This is a genomic window from Streptomyces sp. NPDC050485 (assembly GCF_044458185.1).
GTDB lineage: Bacteria > Actinomycetota > Actinomycetes > Streptomycetales > Streptomycetaceae > Streptomyces.
The window spans coordinates 19312-36731 of sequence record NZ_JBITHR010000034.1; the positions used below are offsets into that span (position 1 = coordinate 19312).

Annotated in this window: 17 protein-coding genes and 3 pseudogenes; 11 read left to right on the forward strand and 9 right to left on the reverse strand. The window is 68.1% G+C overall.

Annotated elements, in window-relative coordinates; genetic code table 11:
* Positions 1-149: 149 nt before the first annotated feature.
* From ACIBK6_RS37835 to ACIBK6_RS37845, 3 genes and pseudogenes are all read right to left on the reverse strand, one after another.
* Complete coding sequence (locus ACIBK6_RS37835; protein ID WP_399057280.1) at positions 150-353, reverse strand: hypothetical protein; 204 nt, start codon at positions 351-353, stop codon at positions 150-152.
* Between the two features lie 148 nt (positions 354-501).
* Complete coding sequence (locus ACIBK6_RS37840; protein ID WP_399057282.1) at positions 502-873, reverse strand: hypothetical protein; 372 nt, start codon at positions 871-873, stop codon at positions 502-504.
* Between the two features lie 166 nt (positions 874-1039).
* Positions 1040-1366: pseudogene (locus ACIBK6_RS37845) on the reverse strand (transposase); the annotation flags it as partial.
* Here ACIBK6_RS37845 and ACIBK6_RS37850 point away from each other — a divergent pair.
* On the forward strand, positions 1268-1501 hold the full coding sequence (locus tag ACIBK6_RS37850; RefSeq protein ID WP_399057325.1) for a transposase family protein: 234 nt from the start codon (positions 1268-1270) through the stop codon (positions 1499-1501). The pseudogene ACIBK6_RS37845 and the gene ACIBK6_RS37850 overlap by 99 nt on opposite strands.
* A 1628-nt stretch (positions 1502-3129) precedes the next feature.
* Here the strand turns inward: ACIBK6_RS37850 and ACIBK6_RS37855 are convergent.
* Positions 3130-3387, reverse strand: coding sequence for a hypothetical protein (locus tag ACIBK6_RS37855; protein ID WP_399057335.1), 258 nt, complete (start codon positions 3385-3387; stop codon positions 3130-3132).
* Between ACIBK6_RS37855 and ACIBK6_RS37860 the strand changes: the two genes are divergently transcribed.
* The 6 genes and pseudogenes from ACIBK6_RS37860 (at position 3304) to ACIBK6_RS37885 (ending at position 6053) form a co-directional block, all read left to right on the forward strand.
* On the forward strand, positions 3304-3681 hold the full coding sequence (locus ACIBK6_RS37860; RefSeq protein WP_399057327.1) for an ATP-binding protein: 378 nt from the start codon (positions 3304-3306) through the stop codon (positions 3679-3681). The genes ACIBK6_RS37855 and ACIBK6_RS37860 overlap by 84 nt on opposite strands.
* Positions 3682-3709: 28 nt before the next feature.
* Positions 3710-4705, forward strand: coding sequence for a sugar-binding transcriptional regulator (locus tag ACIBK6_RS37865; RefSeq protein ID WP_399057329.1), 996 nt, complete (start codon positions 3710-3712; stop codon positions 4703-4705).
* A 185-nt stretch (positions 4706-4890) separates the two neighbouring features.
* Positions 4891-5139 (forward strand): annotated as a pseudogene (locus tag ACIBK6_RS37870) (ATP-binding protein); the annotation flags it as partial.
* Positions 5072-5335: pseudogene (locus ACIBK6_RS37875) on the forward strand (tetratricopeptide repeat protein); the annotation flags it as partial. The pseudogenes ACIBK6_RS37870 and ACIBK6_RS37875, both read left to right, overlap by 68 nt.
* A gap of 31 nt (positions 5336-5366) precedes the next feature.
* Positions 5367-5753 carry a response regulator transcription factor gene (locus tag ACIBK6_RS37880; RefSeq protein WP_399057284.1) on the forward strand — a complete coding sequence of 129 codons (387 nt, stop codon included), beginning with the start codon at positions 5367-5369 and terminating at the stop codon, positions 5751-5753.
* 150 nt (positions 5754-5903) lie between these two features.
* Positions 5904-6053 (forward strand): hypothetical protein, encoded by a 150-nt coding sequence (locus tag ACIBK6_RS37885; protein ID WP_399057286.1) that lies wholly within the window; start codon positions 5904-5906, stop codon positions 6051-6053.
* An 80-nt stretch (positions 6054-6133) separates the two neighbouring features.
* Here the strand turns inward: ACIBK6_RS37885 and ACIBK6_RS37890 are convergent, their stop codons facing one another.
* From ACIBK6_RS37890 to ACIBK6_RS37905, 4 genes are all read right to left on the reverse strand, one after another.
* The gene (locus tag ACIBK6_RS37890; RefSeq protein ID WP_399057288.1) at positions 6134-7216 is read right to left on the reverse strand and encodes an ABC transporter ATP-binding protein; all 1083 of its coding nucleotides are present in this window, start codon (positions 7214-7216) and stop codon (positions 6134-6136) included.
* A 65-nt stretch (positions 7217-7281) separates the two neighbouring features.
* Complete coding sequence (locus ACIBK6_RS37895) at positions 7282-8136, reverse strand: carbohydrate ABC transporter permease (protein WP_399057290.1); 855 nt, start codon at positions 8134-8136, stop codon at positions 7282-7284.
* Positions 8136-9080: a carbohydrate ABC transporter permease gene (locus ACIBK6_RS37900; RefSeq protein ID WP_399057292.1), complete on the reverse strand. Its 945-nt coding sequence runs from the start codon at positions 9078-9080 to the stop codon at positions 8136-8138. The genes ACIBK6_RS37895 and ACIBK6_RS37900 overlap by 1 nt, the downstream gene beginning before the upstream one ends.
* A gap of 35 nt (positions 9081-9115) precedes the next feature.
* Positions 9116-10453 (reverse strand): ABC transporter substrate-binding protein, encoded by a 1338-nt coding sequence (locus ACIBK6_RS37905; RefSeq protein ID WP_399057294.1) that lies wholly within the window; start codon positions 10451-10453, stop codon positions 9116-9118.
* Between the two features lie 320 nt (positions 10454-10773).
* On the opposite strand from ACIBK6_RS37905, the gene ACIBK6_RS37910 reads away from it, so the two are divergent.
* From ACIBK6_RS37910 to xylB, 3 genes are read left to right on the forward strand one after another with little or no spacing between them, the layout of a single operon-like run.
* Positions 10774-11565 carry a DeoR/GlpR family DNA-binding transcription regulator gene (locus ACIBK6_RS37910; protein ID WP_399057296.1) on the forward strand — a complete coding sequence of 264 codons (792 nt, stop codon included), beginning with the start codon at positions 10774-10776 and terminating at the stop codon, positions 11563-11565.
* A 51-nt stretch (positions 11566-11616) separates the two neighbouring features.
* On the forward strand, positions 11617-12615 hold the full coding sequence (locus ACIBK6_RS37915; RefSeq protein WP_399057298.1) for a zinc-dependent alcohol dehydrogenase family protein: 999 nt from the start codon (positions 11617-11619) through the stop codon (positions 12613-12615).
* Between the two features lie 45 nt (positions 12616-12660).
* A complete protein-coding gene (xylB, locus tag ACIBK6_RS37920) occupies positions 12661-14061 on the forward strand; it encodes a xylulokinase (RefSeq protein ID WP_399057300.1) in 1401 nt (466 codons plus the stop codon).
* Positions 14062-15671: 1610 nt separating this feature from the next.
* Here the strand turns inward: xylB and ACIBK6_RS37925 are convergent.
* Positions 15672-16343 carry a hypothetical protein gene (locus ACIBK6_RS37925; protein WP_399057302.1) on the reverse strand — a complete coding sequence of 224 codons (672 nt, stop codon included), beginning with the start codon at positions 16341-16343 and terminating at the stop codon, positions 15672-15674.
* Positions 16344-16682: 339 nt separating this feature from the next.
* Here ACIBK6_RS37925 and ACIBK6_RS37930 point away from each other — a divergent pair, with 339 nt between their 5' ends.
* Entirely contained in the window at positions 16683-17003 is a 321-nt protein-coding gene (locus tag ACIBK6_RS37930) for a helicase associated domain-containing protein (RefSeq protein WP_399057304.1), read from the forward strand.
* Positions 17004-17420: the final 417 nt, after the last annotated feature.

A 17420-nucleotide genomic window follows, 5' to 3' on the forward strand; every position in this document is an offset into this window, starting at 1 on the left:
GCGTGGTGATCGCCCCGCCCTTGATCGTCGGGTCCACTTCGGTGAGGCGGGGCCGCGGGCCAAGGGCTCGGGTTCGTCGGGTACTTCGCCGGGATCATGCTGCGCGCCGACCTGGCGCCCTACCGAAATGGCTTCGGCCGGAGGGGGCCCTATGCGGAGCGCGGCTTGCGGCCGCTCGTCTTCTTTGCCGCAGCCTTCCTGTTCTTTGCCGAAGCCTTCCTGGCGGTCGCCTTCTTTGCCGGAGTTTTATTGGACGCGGTCTTCGCCGCCCGCTTCCTCGGCAGGTCGTGGACGACGGCGTTCTCGGTGTTCTCGCCGCGCCCGGCCTTAGTACTCCAGTGGTACTTCACCATTCCTGCTGGTCAGAGGCGTTCTTTCGAGCCTAGCGGGGTGACGGTGCCTCACGGGCCGGTTCCGGGAAGCCGGTTCAGGCGCGGGTGCGTCTGCGGTAGTGGCAGGCGCGGGCGATGGCCTGGTGGCGTCTGCGCCAGTGTGACCAGGTCAATGCGCCGACACTGCGGTGCGCCGGCCGGGGGCCGACAGCTGCCAGCAGGCGCCGGACCTCAGCCACGGTGAGCGGGGCCAGGTCGGCTGTGTCGTTTCTGCCGCCCCCCTTTCGATCGCCGCGGTGGCCATGGCGGCGAGGAAGGCGTGCGCGAGCATGGCCAGGGTGATGTGTCGGTACCAGCCCGGATAGCGGCGCACTTCGTACTCGTCGAGGCCGCACTGGCCCTTGGCGGCCTGGAAGCATTCCTCGATCGCCCAGCGGGAGCCGGCGACGCCGACCAGGTTCTCGACGGTGGTGCCGACGGGCGCGTAGGCCAGGTAGTAGGCGATCTCGTCGGGGCGCTTGAGGCTGCGGCGGGCCAGCACCCACCGCTCGTGCGTGGGCGGATCGGGGTCGAAGACGATATTGACGGGCAGCTTCGCCGCGGCCCAGTTGTAAACGCGCGGGCCCTTGGCACCGTTGCCGCAGGACAGCTGCTGCCAGGCATCGGTGGAGGCGTCGTCGATGAGCTGGTCGATGCGCCAGCTGGCAGTTCTCGGTCCGCCCGGCGGTGCCGGAGTACTGCCGCTGCACCCCGGCGGAGACGACGCCCTTCTTGAGGAATCCGGTGTCGTCCACGATCAGGACACCGTCCGGGGCGCCGAGCCGCTGGGCCACGTACTCCTGCAGGTCGTCCCGGAGTTCGTCGGGGTCCCATCTGCTCCGCGAGAGCAGGTGCTGCAGCCCGTACGGGCCGTCGGCGTCCCGGTCCTGGCGGATTTGGGCTACCTCGGCGCCGGCGGAACCTTCGCCGCTCCGCACCGTCGATGTCCCCGCCAAGAACTCACCGTCCGGCAGAGGTCGTTGAACAAGGCCCATGCCCGGCTGCGTTATCCCGTCGAACGCGGCATGGCCCGACTGAAGACCTGGCGGATCTTCCGCAAGGCACGGTGCAGTCCCACCTGGCTCACCACAGCAGCACGAGCTGTCCTCACCCTGGAGAGCTACCGCTGAAAATGCTCACCGACCCCAACCAGATCGCCCACCTCGACATACGCCGGCACGACCGACTCGGCGGCGTCATCCACGAGTACCGACATGTCGCTTGAGCTGCCCAGATGAGGATTTCGGCAGGCGCAGTGTCGCGCTCGTCCGCATCGGCGCCGATCCGCTCGAAGGTGACAGGTAGGCCGTGCAGGGTGCCGAGCAGGTGTAATCGCAGGCCCCCGAAGTAGCAGCCGCGGCTGGAGCAGTAGCCGTATTCAGCCCATCCGGCCAGGGGAGGGACAGCGGAGCTGGGCCTGCATGGGCAGTGGGTGACCCGGCATCGCTGAGCCGTGGCCGGTGCCGACCTTGGGGCGGTACGGGGCCGTGCGCCTTCAGTAGGGCGCCGCTCTCACGTCTTGTGTGGCGGCGAGGGAGTGAAGATCTGGCGCCATAACCCGTCTCGAGGCTCCCTCGCCCACGTTGTGCGCCCCGACTACCCAAAGGCTTGCGACAGCCTGTCGGAGCAGTGTGCCTCCTCCAGGACGAGCGCCCCTCCGATGAAGGTGTCGGGGCTCGCCATGGCGTTGTCCGCCATCTCGCAGGTTGTCCGAGGCTTCGGGTTGCAGCCCTCGAAAAAGCCGCAGTCGTCGGCGGGCGCGGTGGTGGCAGTCTGGGACGGTGGCGGCGTCGTGGTGGGAGCCTGGGACGGTGCTGGCGCCGTGCACCTCCCCAGGTAACCCCCGAATCCCGGATGGCACGTCGCGGCAGACGCGGCTGGCGCGGCGGTGAGGGCGTAGCTGGCCAGGCCGACGACGAGAGCTGCGACGGTGGTGCCCCGGGCGGCCACCCGCCTGCTGTGACCAGGGGCTCGATGCTTGCTTTGTCCGTGGAGGCGCATTGCGAATTCCTGCCTCTCATGCAGGGGGACCGGTCGCCAGAAGGCGCTCAGCCGTGGGATGAGAGAAGTAAAGGGATTACCCGGCACGTCCGGAAGGGGTTCACAGATTTACTGCGGTGATAGTTACGGCTAGTCCCCGGAAGGCCCTGTGGAGTCGGTCGCGAGAACCTACGGAACGGGCGCCCAGGCGCGCTGACGTCCCCACATGTGTCGGGGCCGGTCCCTGCGAACCCCGCGGACTACTGCGCCCGCTCGCCCTTCCAGTGCGCCTGCGTCGGGTGTAGTTGCACGGCCGGGGACTTCCGCCCGGTCCTGTTGGCCCTCGGCTTCGGCGGCCGCCCCACCGCCGCCATGGCCGATCCCGGAGGGCCAGCGCTCGCGGGGCGTATTGGTGCACAGTCTCGGGCAGCGGCGGCATGGCGACAGCGCGGATCCTCGGCATCCCCATCCCGGTCACTCAGCGACAGCGTCGCGCTCGGCAAGCCGCGGTGTCCCCGACCTGGGCGGCGAATCACCCGATGGCCCTCCGCCACGCGTCTACGGCGCACCCCAAGGAATAGTGCTCGTATGAGCCCTATTCGCTCCTATTTGAGAATATCCACGCCATCCCATTGACGTCGGCCTGACGCGGCCTTTAATGGAAGTACCTAAACGCATGAGGTCTATGTGCTCAGTTGAGCAGAAACCTGAGGCGACCTGTCCAGGGTCAATGGCTCTCGGTCTCCGCGCTGCAGCACCAACCAGACCCGCGGTGAAGTCAGGGCAGCCCCCAAGGGGCTATCCAGACTCTTCTGAAAGATCGGAAGACGCCATGAATGCTGTCGTCGAGCGCGATGTTTCGCGCGCTGATGCCGAAGTCGCCTCCGCCTCCATCGAATTGCAGGCCGTCCTGACGGCGCCCCGGCAGGCGCGAGCCTTCGCCAGGAAGTCTCTGCACCGCTGGGGGGCGGCAGAGGAACTCATCGAAGCGGCCGTCCTGGTCGTGTGTGAACTGGTCACGAATGCTGTCTGCCACGGCGCTCAACCGGCACGAGCCAGACGACGAGACGTCGCACATCCAGATGGGCGCGGACCGGAATCGTCGATCACACTCACATTGGGACTGAGATCCGACGCACTCCACGCCGAAGTGTATGACCCGTCGCCGGACTTGCCAGTCCCACGCTCGGCAGGGCACGACGACGACTGCGGGCGCGGGCTTGCGATCGTCGCTGCGCTCGCCGAGTCCTGGACGACCGGATGGGCGCCCGGAGGCGGCAAGTGGGTCCGGGCATGTCTGCCGCGGGCGGCCGCCCTCGCCCCCGGCTGACATGTCCAAGAACGGTCTTGGTGAACAGATGGTGGGTGCCATGAGTACGCAGCGCAGACCACGAGTCGGCAGGCCCCCGCACCACACGGGCCCGGAGGAGTTGGTCCAAACCGCTGCCATGGCTCGCCGGTTCTACCTTGAGGGCAGGTCGAAGACCGAGATTGCGGAGGAGTTCGGCATCAGCCGCTTCAAGGTCGCCCGTATGCTGGAGACCGCTCTGAACAACGGCCTGATCCGACTCGAAGTGCGGTTGCCCGCCGAACTGGACGCCGAACGCTCCGACGCCCTGCGTACTCGGTACAACCTCCGCCACTGCGTCGTTTTCACCTCGGCAGAGCAGGATCCGGGCGGCGCGGTGCTGGCCACCCAGCGCCTCGGCGCGGTCGCCGCAGGGCTGCTCACCGAGATCGTCACGGAAACCGATGTCCTCGGACTCGTCTGGGGCCCCGAGATCGAGGCGCTCGGTCGCGAACTGACCGTGCTGGCCCGGTGCAGGGTGGTGCAACTGTGCGGGGTGACCCCACTGCGGCCCGTGGACAACAACGCCGTGGAAGCCGTGCGTCGAGCCGCCTCCGTCGCGCGAGGCCCCGTGTATCCGATCCACGCGCCACTGCTCCTTCCCGACGGAGCGACAGCCCAGTTGCTGCGCCAACAGCCAGGCATCGCCGAAGCGGTCAGCCAGTTCCACCATGTCACCAAAGCCATCGTCTCCGTCGGAGCATGGGGGCCGGGGCTGTCCACCATCTACGACGCACTGAGCGATACCGAACGCGAGCAGTACCGGCGCCAAGGAACATGCGCCGAAGTCGTGGGTCAACTGCTGGACACGGACGGGCATCCCGTCGCCCCGGAGCTCACCGCGCGGATCATCGCCATCAGCTTCGACGAACTGCGCCGCCTGCCCGACGTGATACTCCTCGCCGACGGTGCCGAGCGGGCTGCCGCCACCTCGGCAGCGCTGAAGACCGGCTTGTTCAATGGCATTGTCACCAACACGGCCGTGGCCGAGCATCTGCTTCGATGACGCGCGAGCCGACGCAGCTGATCACAACCCGTGGCGCCGCCGTCGCATGCCTTCGGGGAAGCCAAAGCCATGTCTCACGATGGCGGTCAAGATCGCGGGCTCGTCATTCACGGTGTGATCGACAAACCAGGCCCGTAACCAGCGCTTCAGCAACAGAACACGTAGCTGCGAACCGTCTCATTTGAGTGGACCGTTCCGGCTCGACAACGCACGGAGAGACCACGACGCCTCTCGTTGAGCGCACCACTGAGCTGCAGATACTGGATGCCCTCCTCAGCCGCGTCCTTGAGGGAAACGGCACGGCAGTGTTGGTCGACGCACCGGCGGGAGCTGGAAAGAGTGCTCTTCTGGCGGAAGTCGCGACGCGTGCCCGTCAGCAGAAGACCTTGCCGACGAAGAGCTTGTACGGGCGCGCTGCTGGGGTGCCCCCACACGATTGCCACCAGTCTGCGCATCCTCGGCCGCCTGCAAAGCGGCCCCGAGGCTGTCACCACCCTCTCCGAGGCCGTCTCCCTCCTCCAAGGCACACCCGCACGGCGCGCTCTCGCCCACACCCTCACTGACCTCGGCGAAGCGCTCCACCAAAACGGCCGTCCCGCAGAGGCACGGACAGCCCTGCGCTGGGCACTCGACCTCGCCGACGCTTCAAGGTGCCGCCCCCTTGTCCGAACGGGCCTACCGCGCCCTGCTGGCCACCGGTGCACGCCCCCGCCGCAAGCGCCAGTCAGGAGTGAGGGCGCTCACCGAACGCGAACAGCGCATCGCCACCCTCGCCACCACCGGCAGGGACAACCAGGCCATCGCCACCGCCTTGTTCGTGAGCCGCCGGACCGTGGAGTTCCACCTCACGCACGTCTACCGCAAGCTCGCCATCGACGGCAGAGCAGAACTGAGCGCGGCACTGACCTCCGACCGCCGCACGCAACCCGCCCTCCCCGCACCGACATACGTGGCCCGCTCACAGGCAGTTCCCCCGGCGCCGCAGCAGACCCAGGCCGGACCCGGACAGCCTTCACATCACCGTCGGCCGTCCTTGCCTGGCAACTAAACACACCGAACAGACAACCGGTTGGAATTCCATGACGGGCTGCTGCCCCGGACGCGGGGTGAACGCCTCGGTGTGGGCGGCGGCAGGGGCACGGGGTGACGCGGCTCGAGGTCTCGGAAGGTGGACGAAGGCCGCATCCTCATACAGTGCATGTTCCAGGTAGACCCGGCCGGGGAGACGAGCAACTCCTTGCACGTGAAGCGCTTCGCGGCGGGACTGGAGGCGTTCGGCGCACTGGTGGACGACCCGGCCGTGGTGCAGGACGCGGTGCGCGGGCAGGACCTGTCACGGCGGATCTGACCGCCTCACACCGCTACCCGACGATGGCTGGGGGGGCTGCACCACGTCTGAAGGCAGCGTTCGGTGGTCGGACCGCCTGTTCACTCCAGCCGGTCACCCGTCCCGGGGTGGAAGAGGTGGATCTCGCGTGCGTCGCGGAGTCCGGCGTTGACGATCTGGCCGATCGCCGGTGGGGTGCGGCCGTCGACGCGGACGACGAAGCTCTGGTCCGTGTCGCCGAGGTGCGCCCTGGCGTGCAGGTAGGCGTCGGCGCCGAGTTCTTCGACGAGTTCGACGGCGAGCTTGAAACCGTCCTCCTGTGGCCCGACCAGTCTCAGGGCCTCCGGGCGTACCCCCAGTGTGACCTCGGTGAGGCGTTCGGCAGCGCTGCGCGGCAGCGGGATGGTCAGTCCGCCGAGGTGTGCTCCCTTGCCGTCCACGGGCACCGTGTGCAGATTCATGGCGGGCGAGCCGATGAAGCCGGCGACGAATGCGGTCGCGGGGCGTTCGTACAGGGTTCGCGGGGTGTCGCACTGCTGCAGGAGACCGTCCTTGAGCACGGCGACGCGGTGGCCCATGGTCATCGCCTCGACCTGGTCGTGGGTGACGTAGACGGTTGTGGTGCCCAGCCTTGCCTGCAGGGCGGCGATGTTGGCGCGGGTCTCCACGCGCAGCTTCGCGTCCAGGTTGGACAGCGGCTCGTCCATGAGGAACACCGAGGGTTCGCGTACGATTGCCCGCCCCATGGCAACCCGCTGGCGCTGCCCGCCGGAGAGCGCCTTGGGTTTGCGGTCGAGATACTTCTCCAAGTCCAGCAACCGCGCGGCCTCGGCGACCTTCTCGGCGATGGTGTCCTTGGGCAGGCCGCGAAGTTTCAGCGCGAATCCCATGTTCTGCGCCACCGTCATGTGCGGGTACAGCGCGTACGACTGGAAGACCATCGCGATGTCCCGTTCCTTCGGCGGCGCGTGGGTCACGTCGCGGTCGCCGATCGAGATGCGGCCGGAATCGACTTCTTCCAGACCGGCGAGCATGCGCAGCGCGGTGGTCTTGCCCGACCCCGACGGGCCGACGAGGACCAGGAACTCGCCGTCGGCGATTGCCAGATCCAGCCGGTCCACCGCTACCACGGGTGGTGTCCCCGGGTAGATGCGGGATGTCTGCTCGTACCGAACCTCAGCCATGTTTCCTCACTTTTCCTCACTCCTTGCTTTCCAACGGGTCCGCCGGGGCACGAGAGAGCGGGGCGTTACTTCACCGCGCCCATCGACAAGCCGCGGACGAGTTGCTTCTGGGCGATCCAGCCGGCCAGGAGTACGGGCAGGCAGGCCAGGGTGGCGGCAGCGGCGAGCTTCGCCCAGTACAGGCCCTCGCTGGTCATGAAGCCGACCAGGAAGACCGGCATGGTCGCTGCCCGGACCGTCGTCAGGTTGAGGGCGAAGAAGAACTCGTTCCAGGAGAAGATCACGCAGATCAGTGCGGTGGCCGCGATGCCCGGCGCGACGATGGGCAGCATGATCCGGGTGATCTCCTGCCGCAGCGTGACGCCGTCCACCCGGGCGGCCTCCAGTACTTCGCGGGGGACTTCCATGAAGAAGGACCGCAGCATCCAGACCGCGATCGGCAGGTTCATCGCGGTGTAGAGCACGATCAGGGTGCCGATGTTGTCCAGTGCGCCCAGATCGCGCACGGCGAGGTAGATCGGGATGATCGCCGCGACGACCGGCAGCATCTTGGTGGAGATGAAGAAGAACAGGGCGTCGCGCCACTTGCGGACGGATCTGATCGACAAGGCATAGGCAGCCGGGATGCCCAGCACCAGCACCAGGATGGTGGAAAGCACGGTCGCCAGGGCCGAGTTGGCGAGATACGGGCCGATCCCGCTGTGGAACACCGCCCGGAACTGGGACAGCGTCGGGGAGAACACGACATGCGGGGTGGTCGTGTAGGCGTCGGACTCCTGCTTGAACGCGGTGAGCGCCATCCACAGCACCGGGAAGAAGAACACCAGCGCGGCCAGCCAGGCGACGGCGGTCCAGGATGCCTGGCCGAGCAGGCGGCGTACCGGGCGGCGGGTCGCAGTAACGGGCGCAGCGGTGGTCATCACGCCCTCCCTTCGGTCGTGGAGAACACCGTGAACAGCATGCGCAGGGCGACCGAGGCGACCAGGATGGTGCCGGCGACCGTGACCACGCCGAGTGCGGAGGCCTGCCCGACGTCGAAGCCGAGGAAGGCCCGTTGGTAGAGGTAGTAGGGCAGGTTGGTGGTGGCTGTGCCGGGGCCGCCCTGCGTCGTCATGAAGATGACGTCGAAGGTGTTGACCAGGTAGATCGCGCCGAGGAGCACACCGAGTTCGATGTAGGCGCGCAGGTGGGGGAGGGTGATCGCGCGGAACGTGGTCCAGGGGCCTGCTCCGTCGACGCGTGCGGCCTCCAGTACCTCGCCGGACTGGCTCTGCAGGCCCGCCAGTACGAGCAGCATCATGAACGGCGTCCACTGCCACACCAGCACGGTGACGACCGACGTCATCGGGAACCGGCTGACGAAGTCGACGGGCGCCATGCCGGCCAGTCGCAGGAGGTAGTTGACGATGCCGTAGACCGGGTCGAGCATCGTGGTCTTCCACAGCAGGCCGGCGACGGTGGGCATGATCAGGAACGGGGCGATCAGCAGGGTGCGCACGATGCCGCGGCCGGGGAACTTGCGGTCCAGCAGCACCGCTAGGCCGATGCCGAGCACCACCGAGATCGCGACGGCGAGTACGGTCATCTCGATCTCGGTGAACAGCGCGTCGCGGAACGCGCTGTCGGTGAAGACGCTCGCGTAGTTCGCCAGGCCCACCCAGTGCTGGGAGCCGGGGCGGACCAGGTTCCAGGACTGGAACGAGAAGATCACCGTGAAGACGAACGGGATCTGCGTGACGATGATCATGAAGAGCAGTGCCGGTGCCAGCGGCAGGCGTCGCTGCCATGCCTGGCGGCGTGCCGATGCGGGGGGTCGTGCTGCGGGCATCATCGGCCCGGGACGGGGTGGAGCGAGGGTCGCCATGACGCCTCCCATCTGGTGGTGGTCCGGTGGGCCGGTCAGGGGTGCTGGTAGGTATTGCCGACGGTCTGGGCGTACTGCTGGGATTGCGCCAGGGCGTCGTGCACCGACTGCTGTCCGGCGATGGCGGCGGTGATCTGCTGGCTGACGCGGGTGCCGAGGTCCTCGAACTCGGGGATGTCCAGGAACTGCACCCCGGTGTAGGGCACGGGGTCCACCGTGGAATGCGCCGGGTCGGTGCCGCTGATGGCCGCCAGGGTCGGTCCGGCGAAGGCGGCGGCTGCCTTCTGGTACTGCGGGATGCGGTACGTGGAGTTGCGGCTGCCCGGCGGCACCCGCGACCAGCCGAGTTTTTCGCCGACCAGCTTGATGTAGTCCTTGGATGTCGCCCAGGACATGAACTGCCAGGCTGCCTGCTGGTGTGCGCTGGTCTTCGGGACGGCCAGCGACCAGGAGTACAGCCAGCCCGAGGACGTCGTCTTCTCGACGGGTGCCGCGACGTATCCGATCTTGCCGACGACTTTGCTGCTGGTGGGATCCTCCAGCGATCCGGCCGCCGAGGTGGCGTCGTACCACATGGCCGCGGTGCCCTGGGCCATGTCCGTGCCGCACTCGGTGAATCCGGCGGTGGGTGCGCCCGGTTCGCCGTCGCGGCGCAGCAGGTCGGTGTAGAAGCCGACGGCCTTCTCGACTGCGGGTGAGGTGAGCTGGGCGTTCCAGTGCGGGTCGTACCAGCGGCCACCGAAGGTGTTGATCACGGTGTTGAGCGGGGCCAGGTTCTCGCCCCAGCCGGGGACGCCGCGCAGGCAGATGCCGGCCATGTGGTGGGACGGGTCGTTCAACTTGTCCGCCAGGGCGGCCACTTGGTGCCAGGTCGGACGGTCAGGCATGGTCAGGTGATGGGCCGCGAAGAGGTCCTTGCGGTACATCAGGAACGACGACTCGCCGTAGAAGGGGACCGAGTACAGGTCGCCGTGGAAGGAGAGGGATGCGCGGACGGGGCCGATGAGGTCGTTCGCGTCGTAGCCGGGGGTGCGGTCGGCGTACGGCTGGAGGTCGACCAGCCAGCCGTTGCGGGCCCACATCGGCGTCTCGTAGTTGCTGATCATCACGATGTCGAACTCGTGGCTTCCGGTGGCCACCGACTCGGTGATCTTCTGCCGTGCCTCGTTCTCCGGCAGGGTGACGTAGCGGACGTGGACGCCCGGGTGGGAGTGCTCGAAGGACGAGGTCAGCGTCTGGACGTCCTGCATCTGCGGGTTGGCGACGATCGCCACGGTGATCGTGGTGCCGGAGGAGCCGCCGCTCATCGCGCCGGCCCCCGCACACGCCGTGGCCGACAGCAGCATTGCGGCGATCGACGCGACCGCGGCCACACCGCGTCGCCGGGAGCCTCTCCCAGTGCGTCGCCTGATACGTCGCCCAGCTTGCCGGATTCGCATCCTTGGCTCCTTGCTGCTGCCCCTGCGGAGACCGCACGGGGATCTGGAGTTCGTGCGCACGACCGGTCGCACGCCAGAGGAGGGACCCTCCTGACAGGCGCGGCGCCGAGGGGCGTCCCGCCCTCGGACAGCCGGCGGCCGGATAGTCAGCATCTTGAAGTGCATCTCAGATAATTGCAATAACTTCTCATAGAGTGTGTGATGATTGTTGTGTGGCGCGCAGGCCGCACAGCTGAAAGCGAGGGGGTACGGACATGCGACCCAGCCGGGGATCCGAAGCCGAGGTCGAAGAGCGCCGTCAGCTGGTGCTGCGCCAGGTGACGGCCGAGGGCGAGATACGCATCAGCGATCTCGCCGAACGCCTCGGGGTGAGCCTGATGACCATGCACCGCGACCTGGACAACCTCCAGGAACGACAGCTGCTGCGCAAACGACGCGGAGTGGCTTCGGCTTTCCCCACCGTCACCGTGGAAAGCGCACTGCGCTTCCGCGAGCACGCCAACATGGAGCTCAAGGAGGCCATGGCCGACGAACTCGCCGACCAGGTCACCCCCGGCAGTACCGTCCTGGTCGACTGCGGTTCCACCCTCTTCCCGCTCGTCCGCCGCCTCGTCGACGTCGAGGGGCTGCGGCTGATCACCAACTCCCTCCGTGTGGCATACCTGTTGAACGGGTCCGATGTGCAGGTGACGCTGCTGGGCGACCGCTACTACCCGGATTTCGAGTCCTGCGCGGGACCGGAGACACTGCGGCAGCTGGAACGCGTACGCGCAGACATCGCCTTCATCACCGCCACCTCGATCAGCGAGGGCCACCTTTTCCACCCCATCCGCGAGTACGCCGACAACAAGGCGGCGTACGTGCGGGCGGCCGAGCGCGCCGTCCTCGCCGTCGACCACAACAAGTTCGGCCGTACCGCCACTTATGCGTACGGCGATGTGAGCGGCTACGACCTGCTGGTCACCGACTCCGCCGCCCCCGCCGACGAGGTACGGACCATCGCGGACCTCGGCGTCGAGATACGTACGGTCAGCCCCCGCCCATGAGCCACGCCCCGCCCACAGCCGTAGCCCACCACTGAGAAGGGAACCTGTCCCATGCGCGCTCTGGTCATCGAAACCCCTGGACACTTCGGCGTCACCACGGTCGCCGACCCCGCACCGGGCCCCGGCCAAGTCGTCGTCGCCCCGGCCGCCGTGGGCATCTGCGGCACCGATGTGCACATCGTCCAAGGCGAGTTCGCCCCCACGCCCTACCCGATCATCCCCGGCCATGAGTTCACCGGAGAGGTGGTCTCGCTCGGCGCGGGGGTGTCGGGCCTGCGCACCGGGGACCAGGTCGCCGTCGACCCGTCATTGTTCTGTGGAGCCTGCCACTACTGCGCCATCGGGCACGGCAACCTGTGCGAGCACTGGGGTGCCATCGGCGACACCGTGGACGGTGCCATGGCCGAGTACGTCGCCGTCCCGGCCGCGAACTGCTACCAGCTCCCAGATGGCCTGGACGTCGCCCAGGGGGCCCTGATCGAGCCACTGTCCTGCGCGGTGCGCGGCTTCGACATCCTGCCGCGCCGCCTCGGAGACCACTACCTCATCTACGGCGCGGGCACGATGGGCCTGATGATGCTCCAACTCGCCAAGGCCGCGGGCGCCGCCTCACTGTCCGTCGTCGACCTCAACGAGGACAGGCTCAAGATTGCCGCACAACTCGGCGCCGACGCCACCGCCACCGGCGCCGACGCGTTCAGCCATACGCAAGGCTGGGAGACCGTCATCGACTGCACCGGGGTGATCCCCGCCATCGAGGACGCGCTCACCCGCGTCCGGCGCGGCGGCACCTTCCAGCAGTTCGGCGTCGCACCCAGCGCCGCCAAGGCGAGCTTCTCCCCCTTCAAGGTGTACAACGACGAGATCACCATCGTGGGATCCATGGCCGTACTGCACAGCTTCGGCCGGGCCGTAGACCTGATGGCCAAGGGGGTCATCGACGCCGACACCATGATCACCCACAGCTTCGGCCTCGACGAATTCGCCCAGGCACTCCAGACGTTCCGCGAGGGCACCGGACGGAAGATCCAGATCCGGCCGACCGCCTGACCCCGCCCCCTCAGGAAGCTCCTCCGTAGGAAGCGAATACCTGCCATGCCCACAGTCGCCGGAGTCGACTCCTCCACCCAGTCCTGCAAGGTCGTCGTCTGCGACGCCGACACCGGAGAGGTCCTGCACCGCGCCAGGGCCGCCCACCCCGAGGGCACCGAGGTGGACCCCGAGGCCTGGTGGCAGGCGCTGTGCGAAGCCGCGAACGGCGTGCTCGAACACGTCGACGCGGTCTCCGTCGCCGGGCAGCAGCACGGCCTGGTCGCCGTCGACGACACCGGGCAGCCGGTCCGCGACGCCCTGCTGTGGAACGACACCCGCTCCGCGCGCGCCGCCGCCGAGCTGATCACCGAACTCGGCGGACCACATAGGTGGGCCGAGGCGGTCGGCACCGTGCCCGTCGCGGCCATCACCGTCACCAAGCTCCGGTGGATGGCCGAGCACGAGCCCCGACTCGCCGACCGCACCGCACAGGTGATGCTCCCTCACGACTGGCTCACCTGGCGGCTGCGCGGCGGCCCCGGCTCCGGCGCCGAGCCGGTGACCGACCGCGGCGACGCCTCCGGCACCGGCTACTGGTCACCGGCGGCCGGTGCCTACCGCCCCGATCTGCTGGCCCTGGGATTCGGGGGCCGTACACCCGGGGTGCCGCGGGTCCTGGGCCCCGCCGAGCCCGCCGGACACACCGCCGGCGGCGCACTGATCGCGGCCGGAACCGGTGACAACATGGGCGCGGCCCTGGGCCTGGGCATCGCGCCGGGCGATGCGGTGATCTCCCTCGGCACCAGCGGAACCGCCTTCGCACTCTCTGAACGCCCCACCGCCGACCCGACCGGCGCCGTCGCCGGATTCGCCGACGCCACCGGACGCTTCCTGCCCCTGGTGTGCACCCTCAACGCCGCACGTGTCCTCAGCTCCACCGCCCGCATGCTCGGCACCGACCTCGCCGAGATCGACCGGCTGGCCCGGCACGCCGGGCATGGCGCCGACGGGCTGGTCTTCCTCCCCTATCTGGGCGGCGAGCGCACCCCCAACCTCCCCGACGCTGCAGGCAGCCTGACCGGCATGCGGGTAGCCAACATGACCCCCTCCAACCTCGCTCGCGCCGCCGTCGAAGGCATGCTGTGCGGCATGGCCGACGCGCTGGACGAACTACGGCAGGACGTCGACATCCACCGGATCCTGATCATCGGAGGCGCAACCAAAGCCCCCGTGGTCGGCGAGATCGCAGCCGAGATCTTCGGCACCCCCGTCACCGTCCCCGAACCCGACGAATACGTCGCCCTGGGCGCCGCCCGCCAAGCGGCCTGGGCTCTTGCCGGCACCCCGCAGCCACCGCGCTGGCCACTCGCCGCATCCCGGAGGATCCCCGCCCCCGGCGACGGCTCGACCGGCAGGCGCATCCGGCAGGGCTACGCGGATGCGTGGTCCACGCTGTATGGCTGAACGCCGGGGTGTGGTTCGGTTTGACGGACCATTGCGTACCGATACGTACCGAGTCAAGCGGCGAGACCGCGGAGGGGCTTGAGACCGTAATTGCGAGCCCATGGACGATCTCCCGGGCGGTCCTTGCCCGGGTCAGTCGGGTCGACCGCCCTTGCCGGGCCCGGGCGCTCTACGGTCCCGTGCCACGTCGGTACACGTGGACGACTCAAGACGGCAAACTCCCCCGCCCCCTCCAATGAGGGGCAGGCCAACGCCCAACCCACCGCAAGACCGGCACGAAACCACGCCGTGCCGGCCAAACGGCCCGTAGGTTTTCGCAACCGCCTCCGCAGAGTTTTTCGAGGTGCATCGTGAATTCACCGCAGGAACCCGTGAAATGGCTTTCACCGCGCCGGGGTATCCGTTCAATCGTCTCATTCCGTGGCTGACCGCCTTCTGGCACCGGCCTGCCTACCTGAGAGGAACGCACATCGTGAACCTCCACGGACAAGACAAGCATCGAGGGCCCAGCCGGAGCAGGCGCGTGGCGGCCGTCCGGGGCATCGCCGTCGCCACCCTCGCCGTCGGCCTGACTGGCTACGGCCTTACCGCCGCGCCGGACGCGTCTGCCGCCACCTGCAAACCGGGGTTCGGGGCTTACCTGCCCAGAGGTACGGAGTAGGAGACTTCCGCCGCCGAACAGCAGAGGAAACAGCAGAGGAAACAGCAGGAGGCTGAAGAGTATGCACAGAGGCACGCCGAAACCTGCGAGGGGCTCGACAGGGTAAGGCAGGGCGCCACTGACCCCGCTCCGTTCTTCGGCACTGCCATCGCCGAGGAAGCCGGCGACTGCCCGCAGAGCTTTCGGGCTCAGCCGGGGGGCTGAGATGCCCAGGGAAACGAGGTGCCCAGGAATTACGGGAAAGGCCGCGTCCGGCCGGTTCATCCGGCTCGGTGACTCTGTCACGTCCGGCCTCGCATTCGTATCCCGTCCGGCCCTCATCCCGTATCAACCCTCGTCGCACATACGATGCAAAATGTCCGACTTGCTGTGACGTGAGAGTGATCCCAACGCAGTGTCCGGGACCGGGCTGCGGAGCATGCGCCTCCCCACCCTCCCGCGCCCGGCCACGGCGGGCCGGAACTTGGAAACTCCGGACCCGCACCCTGAACCCGGCACGCCGAACCGTGCCGTGTCGTGCCACCGAGGCGATGGCCCCAGACCCGGCTCCCACACGACTCCCACATCTGCGTACGCGGTGCACGAGACGTTCGTGAGGGGAGACGTACAAAACGAGGAATCTATGCGCCACCCCGCCGCCGTCACCCGCCCACGCTGCCGCGCGGGCCGCCGCTGCGCCAGATGCAACTGAACTCCCCCGTGACCATCCCCATGTCCCCCCCACCGCGATGAACAGTCTGTGGCAGAAGAGGGCAACGCCCCTCAGACAGGGCGCCGCGACGGGTGCGTACACGGCAGGTTCTCCGTAGTGCACGCACGAAGTGCCCGGTCCGGCCTTGGCCGGACCGGGCACCTCCCTGTCGTCGTCCTTGCCTAGTCAGTCACCCGTTCGACTATGCAAGTCGGCGGTCACGGACCGGCGGTGCGGGCTTTCGTTCCGGAAGGCCGTTCAGTGGGCGACGGCCTCAGCGGGCGCCGCGTCCTGGTGTCCTGCGCCATCGACCTTCTTCGCGACCTCTGTGGCAACCGCACCTGCGCCGCGGAACTTTTCCACTGCCTGCAGCCCTTCCGGGGCGAACTTGGCCGCCGAAGTGGGAAGGCCGCCGAACCCCAGCGGATTCACGTACATCCCCTTCCGCAGGAGCTTCTCGTAAGGCTCCAGCTCCCTGGGCTTGCACAGCGGCCTGGTGCTGACGTGAGCCGCGACAGCGCTGGTGCATCCCTCCTGGCCGCGGCCGTCGATAACAGTGTCGCCGGCAGCTCGCTCCAGCTCGGACACACCGAGGCTGGTAACAGCGCTGACCCCTCGCTGGACGCCCTGCTCCAGCTTGCTGGGAGGCTCGGCCGGGCAGATCGGCTTGAAGCTGAAGCGTGCTGCCGCACCGGCCTTGACGCAGTCCTTCTTGGCGACGGATGCGGTGGTGCTCTCGGCGGCAGATGCCGCCGACGCGGTGGTGAGGCCGTAGCCCGCCAGCCCGGCGGCCAGAAACGCCGTGGCGACACCACGCGCGGCGAGGCCTCGGCTCCGGCTCTGACTGGGTGCGCGGTGCTTGCCTCGTGGGCGGTTGGACATGAAGGAGAACCCCATTTCCTCTACGAAATTGCCAGTGGATTGCGGCACGTCACGGACCGCCGTTCCATCGATCGGTCCGTCAAGGCGCGCCCGCAGTCCATCCGGCCTGGTCAGGCACCAGTCAACCCGCGGAACCGCACCCGCCGGAAGAATCCTCGCCCTATTCTTCGGAGAAGGCCCGGGCCACCCCAAGGAACGACTACGGATACAACCGCAGATTCCTGCGGAGGGCCGAGCAGGGGATTCCCCACTGGGTATTGCGTCATGTCGATGGTCCGGGAAGCAGACTCTCCAGGGCCTGAGCGGCTTGTCGAGGGACGACGCCGTTGCCGAGCAGGCGAAGTGGGGCAGCGCGGGACAAGCCTTCGATCTCAGTAACCCAGCCCGGTGACGACATCGGGCGCTGGCTCGCGCGAAGGCCGGAACCGAGAGGGCACCGAGGCGTTCAGGCGCGGCCTGGCCGCGTTCACGCAGTACGTCCAGCGGGAACAGCGCACCGTCGTTCCCCGGCAGCACACCGAACAGATCACCATCGACGGCCACGACCACGACGTACGGCTCGGAGTACGGGTCTCCAACCAGAAACCCCGACGCGACCGGCTGAGCAGTGCCCAGCTCACCCAACTCACCGAGTCCGTACACGACTTGGGTGGAGGAAGGCACCGATTCCATGGCAGTGGGGGCACCCGGGGGTGTACCAGCCCATGACAGCAGCACCCCGCCCAGCGCCATCCCCATGTCAGTGACATCCAGCTCATCCACTCACAACACCGGCACAAACCCACCCACCTGACAGGCCGTCACCGACACCACCCCACTGACACCACACCGGCGCATCGCACCGACACCATTCTCCGTCGCTGTCGTTGATGCGATGAGCGCGGCCAACGCCGCTGACGGGTACCGGCCGCACCCATTCGTCCGGCTACGAGCACGAGGTACGGCTTGGGGTGCGGCTCTCCAACCAGAAGATGCGCCGCGACCAGTTGAGCAGTGCCTGCTCACCGAGCCCGGACTCGGCTGACGAAGGAAGCCGGGTGACCTGGACTGCGGGCCGCCGTTGAACCGGTCGGAGATGCACAAGGGTCCCGGGGCCTCACCCGCCTCGGGACCCGGCACACCCAA

Bases quoted from the DNA above. Each gene is read 5' to 3' on its own strand.
- ACIBK6_RS37835 (WP_399057280.1), bottom strand. From the start codon at position 353: ATGGTGAAGTACCACTGGAGTACTAAGGCCGGGCGCGGCGAGAACACC.
- ACIBK6_RS37865 (WP_399057329.1), top strand. From the start codon at position 3,710: ATGGTGGGTGCCATGAGTACGCAGCGCAGACCACGAGTCGGCAGGCCC.
- ACIBK6_RS37885 (WP_399057286.1), top strand. From the start codon at position 5,904: ATGTTCCAGGTAGACCCGGCCGGGGAGACGAGCAACTCCTTGCACGTG.
- ACIBK6_RS37890 (WP_399057288.1), bottom strand. From the start codon at position 7,216: ATGGCTGAGGTTCGGTACGAGCAGACATCCCGCATCTACCCGGGGACA.
- ACIBK6_RS37895 (WP_399057290.1), bottom strand. From the start codon at position 8,136: ATGACCACCGCTGCGCCCGTTACTGCGACCCGCCGCCCGGTACGCCGC.
- ACIBK6_RS37900 (WP_399057292.1), bottom strand. From the start codon at position 9,080: ATGGCGACCCTCGCTCCACCCCGTCCCGGGCCGATGATGCCCGCAGCA.
- ACIBK6_RS37910 (WP_399057296.1), top strand. From the start codon at position 10,774: ATGCGACCCAGCCGGGGATCCGAAGCCGAGGTCGAAGAGCGCCGTCAG.
- ACIBK6_RS37915 (WP_399057298.1), top strand. From the start codon at position 11,617: ATGCGCGCTCTGGTCATCGAAACCCCTGGACACTTCGGCGTCACCACG.
- xylB (WP_399057300.1), top strand. From the start codon at position 12,661: ATGCCCACAGTCGCCGGAGTCGACTCCTCCACCCAGTCCTGCAAGGTC.